The sequence below is a fragment of the Mesobacillus maritimus genome, from assembly GCF_019749255.1.
Lineage (GTDB): Bacteria > Bacillota > Bacilli > Bacillales > Cytobacillaceae > Mesobacillus_B > Mesobacillus_B maritimus_A.
The window spans coordinates 22,766-34,647 of the sequence record NZ_JACWFH010000019.1 but is presented as its reverse complement, the minus strand read 5'-3'; the positions used below and the strand labels follow the sequence as shown (position 1 = coordinate 34,647).

The window sequence follows — 11,882 nt, the reverse complement described above, 5'->3', positions numbered from 1 at the left end:
CATCCCTCCTTCTTAGTCATGCCTTTTCCCAATCGTGAAATATAAAATAGGCCCGATAATACTAACGAAGAGAGAGATGAGAACCCACATCCATTTAGGACCGTTCGTTCTTTCAGATTTTGATAAGTCTATTAAAGCAATGATGATGAGAATAACTTGAATCCCAATTAAAGGCGAAACTAGAGCCCAATTTACCTCTGCTAATCCCATTGTATTTTCTCCTTTACACCTTATTTGATGTATTCTACTTCTATTCTACCTTTTCCGGTAAGCACATCCAATTAAAATAAATATGTTTTATTGATAAGGGCTTCTTAGAATGTAAAAACAAAAAAGAGTTTCATCACTAGAAAAATAGGTAATAGAATAGATAACTACTAGAAAGGGAGCTGATTGAAATGAAAAAACAAACAAATCTTGCATGGGGTACGGTTGTTGGAGCAGCAGTAGGAGCGACAGCGACATTACTTGTGACTCCTAAATCAGGGAATCAAATACGAAAAGACATCGGTAATCAGCTGAATAAAGGGAAACAGAAAACAGCAGAAATAAAGAATGAATTAACAAGTAAATTAGAAGAGCTTTCTGAAAATGTAAATGATAGTACATCAACCATTTCACAATCGGTAAAAGAAAAAAGCGAAAACGTGAGCAATGAAGCAACCAAGGCAATCAACAAGGCTAGTGTGAGTGTTGATGAGTTAAAGAAAATAGTAAGAGATCTTACGAATGAAGGAAAGCATGCAAGAGAGGAAATACTAGAAATCGTCGAACATGAGCTAAATGAAATGGCAGAAAGTGTAAAAGAGTTAAGGTAAGAGGTAGGGAGGAAAAGAGCCTCCCGGTTTCTTCCTCCATTTTCTAGGAAATTGTTGTAAAATATAGAGCGTTGATGCTAACTGAAAATGAAAAACGGTCACCAAAAAGCGTACATGATGCCTAAAGACGCTCTAGGTTGAAAATGTCACCAAGAAGCTCTCATGAAGCCCGAAGAAAACCGCCAGCAAATAGAAATGTTGATCCATATAATGAATCACATAAAAAAGGAAGCAGAAGTCCGACTTCTCTGCTTCCCTATATTATATTACTGAAACTCGTTTCGTTTGTTTTGGTGCAATCGAACGACCTTTGCCGTGCGGTACGCAGACAGGAGTTCCGAAAATCGGATCACAAGAAATATTGCACTTCATTTGGAAGACGTCATGGACTAGTTCACAAGTGATGATGTCCTCTGGTTTTCCTTGTGCATAAATCTTTTTGTCTTTCACTGCTACCATATGGTGTGCATAACGACTAGCTAAGTTTAAATCATGCAACACCATCACAACTGTATGGCCTTTTTGCTCGTTTAAATCAAACAATAAATCGAGGATTTCGATTTGATGTGTCATATCTAAATAGGTAGTAGGTTCATCTAATAAAATGATATCGGTTTGCTGTGCCAAGGTTAACGCAATCCAAGCACGTTGGCGTTGACCGCCTGACAATGAATCAACCGCACGATCTTGAAGATGGAGAATATTTGTGGATTCAAGCGCTTGTTGAACAGCGTTTTCATCTTCTTTTGTCCACTGCTTCATCATCGAACGATGTGGGTGTCTACCTTGCTTCACGAGCTCATACACCGTCAAGCCTTCAGGAGTGACCGGGCTTTGAGGCAGAATCGCAAGCTTTTTCGCAATTTCCTTTGTTTTCATTTTGGCAATCTCTGCGCCATTTAAAAGAACCGTCCCACTTTTAGGCTTGAGTAAGCGTGCCAAGGAACGCAATAAGGTGGATTTCCCACAACCATTCCCACCAATTAACACGGTGATTTCACCTTTAGGAATCTCTATATCTAAATCTTCAATAATTGTTGTCTCTCCGTAACCCAATGTTAAATCCTTTGCTGATAATGAATGCATTGGAATCTCTCCCCTTTAATGTGCGCATCTAACACACATGTGTGACCGAATTGTATATCCCTATTCTATTTCCTTTCAGCATAACAGTCAATGATACTAATTATCATTTGAAAAATAGACACATTTTACAAGTGGTAATAAAAGAAAATGCTGTCCCTTCTTGATTGAAAGAGGGGACAGCACTGATAAGGTATTCATACAATGTTATAAGGTTATTTCACCAAAGCACTTAACACATCATCAATTGTTTCTTGGGAAGCGATAAGTCCTTTGTTAGTCCAGTTACTTGGATCGTTGATAAGATGGACATTAGCTTTTTTCGCGGCTGGTGTACTTTGCCATACTGAACTTTTCTCTAATGTTTCAATTCCTTGTTCACCCTCTAAAGCTAAAAGAATGACATGGTCAGCATCAAGCTCAGAAAGTTTCTCTACGGAAATTGGATTCCATGCTGCCGCATCCGCCTCACCTAATTCTTCAATAAGTTTTGGCTGTTTTACGCCTAACTCAGAGTAGAGGACCTCGGCACTATGACGATTTTGTTCAAATAAGAAGAATTGATTGCCTACTGCCCAAATCACAGCTGCCGTTTCGTCGCCAAGTCCTTCTGCTATTTGCTCCTTAGCGTCTGCTACTTTTTCTTCGTAGTCACTTATCGCTTTTTTTGCTGCATCTTCTTTGCCAAGAATCGTTCCAAATGTCTCGATTTGCTTTCGCCAGTCACCAACTGTTTCTTCTTTCATCACATAAGTTGGCGCAATTTTGTTATAATCGTCAAAGGAACCTTCATAGCTATCCATATTATTTTGTAAAATAATGAGGTCCGGCTCATGGCTTAGAACCTGCTCTAATGGAAGATTCCATTCAATGCTTGGGACATCTTTCAAGTCTTTCTCTAAATAGTCTTGAACACTTTGACCAATGGCCCATTTTGCCACTGGAGTAACACCCAATGCAAGTAAAGCGTCTTCATGAAAAGGTGCCATTATTTTTTCTGCATTTCCCGGAAGGGTGACTTCACCCATCCCCGAATCGAGAGTCACGTCACTGCTTTCGGTGCCACCCTCTGATTCAGGTTCTGGGGATGCATCATCGTTTCCACATGCAGAGATAATAAGGACGAGCAAACTCATAACGATTGTGAAAAAAAGTCGACGAAACTTCATATTCTTTTTCATATGTATTTCTCCTTTTATGGTATAATTTCACTGTCAATGATAATCATTTTCAATTACATAGTCAATTAAATGTTTCTTTCTTTTTTGACAAATTAATGAACTCTGTAGAAACAGGAGAGAGCAATGCGATCATTTATTCATCAATCGAATAGTACAAAAATCATGATTAATTTTTTCACCTTCCTTGCTTTAATTGTTTCAATCGGTGTATCCGTTTCGTATGGATCAACCAATATAGATTTTACAACAGTTTGGCAAGCAGTCTTTCAATTTGATCCAGAGCAAACCTCCCATCAAGTCATTCAAGAGTTACGGTTACCTCGGGCAATCTCCGCAGCGTTCGTTGGTGCTTTTTTAGCGGTATCAGGTGCAATTATGCAAGGAATGACCCGTAACCCTCTAGCTTCTCCTTCCATCATGGGGGTGACAGACGGAGCGGCGTTTGCACTTGTGCTGATGCTAGCATTTTCCCCAAGTCTTTCAAACCTAGGGCTTATTGGTTCATCGTTTGTTGGTGCCGGTTTGGCAGTGGCCTTGATTTTTACCATTGGTTCCTTTTCAGCTGGGGGGTTAACGCCTGTAAAACTTGCGCTAGCAGGTGTGGCGATAGGAACGATGTTACGTTCAGTTTCTTCTATTATCTCCCTACATTTTAATTTAGAAAAAGAAATGGGCTTTTGGCTTGCAGGGGGACTGGATGGAACCAGTTGGACATCTGTTCAGATTTTGTTGATTTCGGGTGTGATAGGGTTGCTTTTAGCGCTATCGATATCAAAATCAATCACTGTGCTCAGTTTAGGTGAAGACATGGCCATAGGCTTAGGGCAAAATAACATGTTGATTAAAATTCTTGGGATTGTCTCGATTTTAATCCTCACAGGGGCCGCGGTTTCGGTCGGGGGAGCTGTAGGTTTTGTCGGACTCATTGTTCCCCATATTACGAGATTTATTATCGGAACTGATTACCGCTGGATCATTCCGACTTCAATTCTCTTTGGAGCGTTATTGCTTGTTTTATCGGATGTGGTTTCAAGACTGGTCAATGCTCCCTTTGAAACACCTGTTGGCGCAATTACCTCCCTTATAGGCGTACCATTCTTCCTGTACTTAGCTCGCGGTAGCGGAGGTGGAAAATAATGAATTCTATTGAAATGAAGAAAAAGAAGAGATTATCGACGGTTCTCATCTTATTAGCAACGCTCATTGTCGTGATGTTCTTTGTCAGCTTAAGTACGGGGGTGATTACTATTTCCCCGAGTGAAGTCATCAAAACCTTCCTAAATCAAGGGACTAGTCGACAGGAACTTGTGTTATTTGATTTCCGATTACCAGGAATTTTGTTAGCGCTTCTTATCGGGGCAGGGCTAGCGGTATCGGGGGTTATCTTGCAAGGAATCACACAAAATGAGCTTGCTGACCCTGGGATTTTAGGAATCAATACCGGTGCTGGTCTAGCGGTCGTGTTATTTCTATTTTTCTTTAAAAATCAACTAGACCCAACGAGTTCGTTCTCGATTTTTATCATGCCTGTCGCAGCCTTAATTGGCGCAATGGTGGCTGCCGTTCTCATTTATGCCTTAGCGTGGAAAAAGGGTGTGAACCCGATTCGCCTTGTGTTGGTGGGAATTGGTGTCAACGCTGGATTTGCTGCTTTTCTAACCATCTTCCAATTAAAAATGGATCCGCAGGATTTCCGCCAAGCGACGGTTTGGCTAACCGGGGACATATGGAACGCCAATTGGAATATGGTGCTCGCTTTATTACCGTGGATGCTGATTTTAATTCCAATTGCGCTTCATAAAGCCCAGTCACTCAATGTGATGAATTTAGGCGATGAAGTAGCTTCAGGTTTAGGAACTTCGGTTGAAAGAGAAAGGATGTTCTTATTATTTATCGCCGTTGCCTTAGCCGGTGCGGCCGTTGCAGCAGGTGGGGGAATTGCTTTTTTAGGCTTGGTTATTCCGCATATTGCGCGAAAAATAATGGGACCGTTGCATCAATATATCATTCCAGTCTCAACCCTCCTAGGAGCCTTACTGTTAATGGTGTCGGATACAATCGGAAAGAATTTATTAGCTCCAACAGAAATTCCGGTCGGCATTATTGTCTCGATCTTAAGTGCACCTTATTTTGTGTATTTATTAATAAAAACCAAGTAAACCAAGCTGGAAAGGAAACTTTTACATGAAATTTCAATCTGTAGTCGATCAAGTTCCCGATTACAACGCTTTTCTAACAGTAGATGAACTTGATGAGAGCAGTGTGAAACTAGCTGAAGAGTTCCCTGATATTGTCACACTGTTTGAAGCTGGAACATCTCGAGCGGGACATTCTATTTTATGTATGAAAATCGGAGATGGACCAAAGAATGCGTTATGCTTTGCCTGTCCTCACCCGAATGAACCAATTGGAGCGATGACCCTCGAGTACTTTTCTCGTGCTTTAGCAGAAAATGATGACTTGCGAGAAGACTTAGGCTTTACCTGGTACATCATCAAATGCATTGATCCAGATGGGGTACGTCTGAATGAAGATTGGTTCAAGGGACCGTTTAACGTCTATACCTATACCAAGAATTATTATCGTCCGATCGGCTACGAACAGGTAGAATGGACGTTTCCGATTGACTACAAAGAGCTCCATTTTCAAGAACCGCTTCCTGAAACACAAGCATTGATGAAGATCATCCAAGAGACGAAGCCTGATTTTATGTATTCTCTTCATAATGCCGGGTTTGGCGGCGCGTATTGGTACATCACGCATGATCTTCCAGACTTGTATGAACCACTGAGGCAATCAGCGCTAAAACAAGACATTCCTCTAAGTTTAGGGGAACCTGAGGAGCCGTTTATTACAAAGTTTTCACCGGCAATTTTTAAAACAATGAACATTGCTGATGCTTATGATTTTACTGAAAAATTTACGGGAGAAACTCCGAAGATTAAAAATGGTACTTCAAGTTCAGACTACGCCTCGACCATCACAAAAGATTGCGTAACCTTGCTAACGGAGCTTCCATATTTCTTCGATTCACGGATTGAGGATATGAGTGATAGTGAGATGACACGAAAAGAAGCCATTTTAAAAAGTGTAGAAATGTCCCAAACTCATTTTACTACCTTAGATCAAATGTTAACTGAAGTTCGCTCTTATATAACTGATAAAAATCCATTTGTTAAACTGGTAGATGAAGTGATTCAGTATATACTGAATGGAAGCGAAGCGAAAATAAACTGGGCCGAAAGTAATCCCGAATTTGAGCAACCAGCGAAAATAGCTGAGGTTTTTGATAACCTATATGGCGCTAAGTTTTATAACGGATTATACTTAGGATTAACGGTTCGTACATGTGAATTTGAGCTAGAAAGGCTCCAAAAACTAGACGCAAAAGAGGAAGAGGCAATCCGCAAACTAAAGGAAACCCACGAAAAAGGGGAGCGCTACTTAAAGGAATATTGCGATACTCTTGAAGAGGAACTAGATTATTCTTTTATTCCAATTCAAAAACTAGTGCGGATCCAAGTAGAAAGTGGGCTAATCGTTGCCGAATCCATAGGATGGAAGCAAGGGGGAGAGGGAGAAGATGTCGGACACTACATTAATATGGAAAGACAAGATTGAAAGTGAAGACGAATTACGTTCAATGATGGGGGAGTCAAGTGAGTTAGTGAAAAGAAAGGTGATCTCCAACCTAGATGAACATTGTCAGGATTTTATATCTCGTTCACCTTTTTTAGTGATTTCAACTTCTGATGAGTTTGGTAATAATGATGTTTCACCTCGAGGGGACCAACCAGGCTTTGCTCTTATCCTGGATGACAAGCATCTTGTGATTCCAGAACGACCAGGCAATAAACGAATGGATACGTTGCGGAATATTCTATCCAACCCGAAGGCTGGTCTCTTGTTTCTAATCCCAGGATTAGGAGAAACGTTAAGAGTGAATGGAAAGGCCTCATTGGTGAAAGATGATGTTCTCCTTGAACGAATGGCCGTTAATGGAAAGAAGCCTCAGATTGGAATTGGCATTGAAGTAGAAGAATGCTTTATCCATTGTGCAAAAGCAATGAAACGTTCTGGACTATGGGAACCAGAAACGTGGAGTCAAAAAGAGATATTGCCAAATGCAGCAAAAATTCTCTTAGCTCATTCGAAACTTCCCAACAAAACTGAAAAAGAACTAAACGAAGCACTACAAATAAATTACTCAACAAAGCTTTATTAAACGAAACCCCCTAGTTTGTTCACAAATGCTAAGAACAAACTAAGGGGTTTTCTTTTTGGAAAAGAACATTTTCGTTACCTGCCATTTTGTTTTATTGGAGTACAGTCTGATCTTTTTGCGAGTGTGCTGCATGATTGTCTAGACTCTTTTCGAAGTCTTCCAGGCGTGGTGTGCTTTGTTTCACTTTGGAGTTAAGGATTTGGTGTTTTTTACGTGAGAGTATGATGACATCCTCCTGGACTGCTTCAAAGTTTGAATCGCTACAGATCCTGTAAAAATCATCAAAATCAATGGAAGACATAGTCAATCCCTCCTTTCTTATTCCTCTTTTCACCTTTATTATATGATGTATTTGAACATGAAACGGTGTATTTTTTTACAATTTATTGAAAATTAGAAATCAAAAAACCAACCGAAACAACAGCCAAACGAGATTTTCATTTTTTTCATCCATAAAGGGAAAAACAAAGATGTATCTAGGTGATTCTGCTGTGCAGATGAATTGACAGTAGTGCTAGGACAATCTAAAATACCTATTTGGGTATAAAAAGTGGAAGGAGGGAAACCAAATGAATGATATTACTGTGTATTCAACCAATACTTGACCGTACTGCACAATGATGAAAGAATTCCTTGAGGCTCAAGGATTATCATACAAAGAAGTAAATGTGCAGACAGACCCTGTCGCAGCTCGAAAGCTTGTTGAAGAAACTGGCCAGATGGGTGTACCACAAACAAAGGTAAATGGTGAGTGGGTCCTCGGCTTTGATCCAGAAAAGCTTATGAAACTTGTGAAATAGGGGAGGGAGGAGCATTTGATGCTTCTCGCTGCAACCAAAAGCTCGGTCCACAGGATCGAGTTTTTTTGGTTCTCCTGCAGGATGATTAGTGGTCGTGATTAGAGGACAATTTTTACAAGCATTTAGGTTGGTTTTTCGTAAGAAGTGGAAAACGAGGTTTTGTAACTGAACTTCATGGGAAAATAAAAGACATTCTTTTCTAAGTTAGTAGTTTCCTATTAACTCATTAACGTAAAACATAAAACTCCTAATCAGTCATTTAAGACATATAAAAAACCAGATTCAAGAGCGAATCTGGTTTTAAATCTTCCTATATATATATAGCTTGATATAAAAAGCTTAAGCCAATCTTACTTTAAAATCTTGGTAGCCAAATTGGCGGACAACCTGACAATCTCCATCTGTCTTTTTAACGGCGATGGCCGGTAAAGGCATGCCGTTAAATGTGGTGTTTTTCACCATAGAGTAAATTGCCATATCACCAAATACTAAGCGGTCGCCGCTTTTTAATGGTTGATCAAAGGAGTAATCACCAATTACATCGCCTGTTAAACAGGTTTGACCACCAAGTCGATACATAAATGGCTTTTCGCCAACTTCTCCAGAACCGAAGAGGGGAGGACGATAGGGCATTTCCAATACATCTGGCATATGACAAGATGCAGAAGTATCAAGAATGGCAATTTCCATTCCATTTTCAATCGTATCAAGGACCGTTGTCACTAAGTACCCTGCATCTAAGGCAACTGCTTCACCTGGCTCAAGGTAAACCTCTAAACCATATTTGTCTTGCATTCTTTTAATACAAGCTTCGAGTTTAGAGAGATCATAATCTTCTCTCGTAATATGATGACCGCCACCGAAATTAATCCATTTCATTTGCGGTAACCATTCACCGAACTTTTCTTCGATAGCGTTTAGCGTGGTTTCCAAATCGTCTGAGTTTTGCTGACATAATGTGTGGAAATGAAGTCCATCCACACCGTCTAGCCTATCAGGACGAAAATGCTCTTTTGTTACCCCAAATCGGGAACCTGTTGTGCAGGGATCATAAATATCATGGCCAACTTGTGTTGAGCATTCAGGATTAATACGCAAACCGACACTTCGGCCTGCATCCAACGCTTTTTGTTTAAATTTCTCCAATTGGGAGAAAGAGTTAAAGATAATATGGTCACAAATGGAGATGATTTCGTCAATTTCATCCTCGCGATAAGCAGGGGAGAAGACGTGATTTTCTTTTCCCATTTCCTCGTAACCAAGGCGGGCTTCGAAAAGCCCGCTTGCAGTCGTGCCCGTTAAGTACTCTGCAATAAGTGGATACATGGTAGTCATTGAGAAGGCTTTTTGTGCTAAAACAATCTTACAACCTGTGCGGTCCATGACACCCTTTAGGATGTTAAGATTCTTTTCTACAAGCGCCTCGTCGACTACATAACAAGGGGTTGGCAATTCTTCAAACTTCATCTTCTTATACGTACTCTTTTACTTTCTTAGGATCGTCAACAAGAGTTGGGTTCAGATCTTCTTGCCATGGAAGGCCCCATTTGTTTAATGCTTCCATGAATGGATCTGGATCAAATTCTTCAATATTGAATACGCCTGGCTTATTCCATTTTCCAGTCATGATCATCATTGCACCAATCATTGCAGGAACGCCTGTTGTGTAAGATACCGCTTGAGAACCAACTTCTGCATAGCAAGCTTGGTGGTCACAAACATTGTATACGTAATAAGTTTTATCTTTTCCATCCTTTTTCCCTTGGAAAATACAACCGATATTGGTTTTTCCAACTGTGCGTGGTCCAAGTGAAGCTGGGTCAGGTAAGACAGCTTTCAAGAACTGAAGTGGAATGATTTGCTTTCCTTCAAATTCAATTGGCTCGATGGAAGTCATGCCAACATTTTCAAGTGCTTTTAAGTGAGTAAGGTAGCTTTGGCCAAATGTCATGAAGAAACGGATACGCTTAAGACCTGGTACGTTTTTCGCAAGAGATTCAAGTTCCTCATGGTACAACAAGTACATGTCTTTTTCGCCAACTTCAGGGAAGTTGTAGACGCGTTTGATCTCCATTGGCTCAGTCTCAATCCACTCACCGTTTTCCCAGTATCTTCCGTTTGCTGATACTTCACGGATATTGATTTCAGGGTTGAAGTTTGTAGCGAATGGGTAGCCATGGTCGCCAGCGTTACAGTCAAGAATATCGATATATTCAATTTCATCGAAATGATGCTTTAATGCGTGAGCAGAGAATACACCTGTTACGCCTGGGTCAAAACCGCTACCTAAAAGAGCAGTAATTCCAGCTTTTTCAAAGCGCTCTTTATACTCCCACTGCCATTTGTATTCGAACTTTGCAGTATCTTCTGGCTCATAGTTTGCTGTATCCATATAATGTGTCTTTGTTGCTAGACAAGCATCCATGATTGTTAGATCTTGGTATGGCAATGCCAGGTTCATAACGATATCAGGTTTTACTTCTTCAATAAGCGCGATAAGCTCATCTACATTATTTGCATCAACTTGTGCAGTTGTAATTTTTGTTTTTCCACCATCTAGTTTCGCTTTAAGATCATCACATTTCGATTTTGTACGGCTTGCGATACAAATTTCTTCGAAGACCTCACTGTTTTGAACACATTTGTGGATGGCAACAGATGCCACTCCTCCACAACCGATAATAAGCGCTTTTCCCATAATAAAAACCCCTAACATAATAGATTTTTGCAACTAAAAAGAGCTCAAGCTTCCTGACACCTAGTAGGGAAGTCTACTAGGTTAACTGTCTTTTGCCATACCCACTCAATCAGTTTTTAAACAACAAAAAAAAGCATGTGCAAAACGCATAATCGCGCACAACACTTGCTTTAGATATAATCAATATTAAAAAGGCATAGTTATCCTTACAATGCAAATATGTAACCGTCCCTAAAAAGAGCATAAGGACATGCTTAGAAGGAAGCTTTTTAATATTCAATCTATATCATAATAGGACTCAGAGTCTATATAGCAAATAATTACTAAGTACTCTTATTGACCGTTTCACAAGTTGTGTGCATGCGCACTGGTTGTAAAGTAACCAACTTATAAAATTTGAGCTTTTAACTCAATCAATAAGGCAAACTAAGTTGCCAATCGGCATTTGACCCGGCTGTCCGTATGGCCTTAACTTTATATAAAAAAGTGGTCAAAATTATCTGCTGGAAAGACCCCAATACATTGAATATTAGCTTTCCAATTAACGCTTTCTATAATGTAACAACACAAAATAAAAATAGCAAGAGGAAATAGAAAAAAATTTTAAGTTTTTTACAGTTTTTCTCATGAGTGAAAAAGGTTCCTTCATAGATATATAGTGCTGATCTGAAGTTCTATTCGAACAAATTATATTTTTCTGATTAGGCAGGGCGAAGAAAGTTTTCCCCGATAGAATCAATGGTATAATAAAATTAACAAATAGTGGAAATGGAAGGTGTTGTTCAATGCTTTGGTTAATCATCCTTGCTCCAGTTGTATTAATCGGTGCCATTGCCGTTTATTTTGAAAAAAAGTCAGGAATGGTTCCACCCGAAGGCAGTACAGATAAACAACTTGATAAAATGGCAGAAGTAGATGCACAAACACGGAAAGATTTTGGCGGAAGTAACATAGGTCCTTTTCAGTAAACAGAATCACGAGCATGTTGAATAGTCCCTTTTTACAAATAGCTGAATAGTAATACAGGCTCTATATATAAAAGACAGGCATACCTATTCACCGGTAAGCCTGTCTTTT

At 39.8% G+C, this 11,882-nt stretch carries 13 protein-coding genes; 7 read left to right on the top strand and 6 right to left on the bottom strand.

Annotation, left to right across the window (positions count from 1 at the left end; genetic code table 11):
• Window positions 1-12: 12 nt before the first annotated feature.
• Window positions 13-210 (bottom strand): PLD nuclease N-terminal domain-containing protein, encoded by a 198-nt coding sequence (locus tag H0185_RS14895; RefSeq protein WP_221874306.1) that lies wholly within the window; start codon window positions 208-210, stop codon window positions 13-15.
• Between the two features lie 188 nt (window positions 211-398).
• Between H0185_RS14895 and H0185_RS14890 the strand changes: the two genes are divergently transcribed.
• The gene (locus H0185_RS14890) at window positions 399-818 is read left to right on the top strand and encodes a YtxH domain-containing protein (protein ID WP_221874305.1); all 420 of its coding nucleotides are present in this window, start codon (window positions 399-401) and stop codon (window positions 816-818) included.
• A gap of 261 nt (window positions 819-1,079) precedes the next feature.
• Here the strand turns inward: H0185_RS14890 and H0185_RS14885 are convergent, their stop codons facing one another.
• Together H0185_RS14885 and H0185_RS14880 are read right to left on the bottom strand one after the other, a co-directional pair.
• Window positions 1,080-1,904, bottom strand: a complete 825-nt coding sequence (locus tag H0185_RS14885) for an ABC transporter ATP-binding protein (protein ID WP_221874304.1) — start codon at window positions 1,902-1,904, stop codon at window positions 1,080-1,082.
• Between the two features lie 212 nt (window positions 1,905-2,116).
• Entirely contained in the window at window positions 2,117-3,082 is a 966-nt protein-coding gene (locus tag H0185_RS14880; protein ID WP_221874303.1) for an iron-hydroxamate ABC transporter substrate-binding protein, read from the bottom strand.
• Window positions 3,083-3,205: 123 nt separating this feature from the next.
• Between H0185_RS14880 and H0185_RS14875 the strand changes: the two genes are divergently transcribed.
• The 4 genes from H0185_RS14875 to H0185_RS14860 are packed head-to-tail and all read left to right on the top strand — an operon-like array spanning window position 3,206 to window position 7,307.
• Window positions 3,206-4,219, top strand: a complete 1,014-nt coding sequence (locus H0185_RS14875; RefSeq protein WP_221874302.1) for a FecCD family ABC transporter permease — start codon at window positions 3,206-3,208, stop codon at window positions 4,217-4,219.
• Between the two features lie 8 nt (window positions 4,220-4,227).
• Complete coding sequence (locus H0185_RS14870) at window positions 4,228-5,241, top strand: FecCD family ABC transporter permease (RefSeq protein WP_425515833.1); 1,014 nt, start codon at window positions 4,228-4,230, stop codon at window positions 5,239-5,241.
• Between the two features lie 25 nt (window positions 5,242-5,266).
• Window positions 5,267-6,703, top strand: coding sequence for a M14 family zinc carboxypeptidase (locus H0185_RS14865; RefSeq protein ID WP_221874300.1), 1,437 nt, complete (start codon window positions 5,267-5,269; stop codon window positions 6,701-6,703).
• Window positions 6,666-7,307, top strand: a complete 642-nt coding sequence (locus H0185_RS14860) for a pyridoxamine 5'-phosphate oxidase family protein (RefSeq protein ID WP_221874299.1) — start codon at window positions 6,666-6,668, stop codon at window positions 7,305-7,307. Before H0185_RS14865 ends, H0185_RS14860 begins: the two co-directional genes overlap by 38 nt.
• 91 nt (window positions 7,308-7,398) lie before the next feature.
• Here the strand turns inward: H0185_RS14860 and H0185_RS14855 are convergent, their stop codons facing one another.
• Window positions 7,399-7,608: a hypothetical protein gene (locus H0185_RS14855; protein ID WP_221874298.1), complete on the bottom strand. Its 210-nt coding sequence runs from the start codon at window positions 7,606-7,608 to the stop codon at window positions 7,399-7,401.
• 268 nt (window positions 7,609-7,876) lie between these two features.
• Between H0185_RS14855 and H0185_RS14850 the strand changes: the two genes are divergently transcribed.
• Window positions 7,877-8,107, top strand: a complete 231-nt coding sequence (locus H0185_RS14850) for a glutaredoxin family protein (protein WP_221874297.1) — start codon at window positions 7,877-7,879, stop codon at window positions 8,105-8,107.
• A 339-nt stretch (window positions 8,108-8,446) separates the two neighbouring features.
• On the opposite strand, the gene nspC is transcribed toward H0185_RS14850, so the two are convergent.
• Both nspC and H0185_RS14840 read right to left on the bottom strand, forming a co-directional pair.
• A complete protein-coding gene (gene nspC, locus H0185_RS14845) occupies window positions 8,447-9,574 on the bottom strand; it encodes a carboxynorspermidine decarboxylase (protein WP_221874296.1) in 1,128 nt (375 codons plus the stop codon).
• A gap of 4 nt (window positions 9,575-9,578) precedes the next feature.
• Window positions 9,579-10,805, bottom strand: a complete 1,227-nt coding sequence (locus tag H0185_RS14840) for a saccharopine dehydrogenase family protein (RefSeq protein WP_221874295.1) — start codon at window positions 10,803-10,805, stop codon at window positions 9,579-9,581.
• A gap of 785 nt (window positions 10,806-11,590) precedes the next feature.
• Here H0185_RS14840 and H0185_RS14835 point away from each other — a divergent pair.
• A complete protein-coding gene (locus tag H0185_RS14835; protein WP_221874294.1) occupies window positions 11,591-11,773 on the top strand; it encodes a hypothetical protein in 183 nt (60 codons plus the stop codon).
• Window positions 11,774-11,882: the final 109 nt, after the last annotated feature.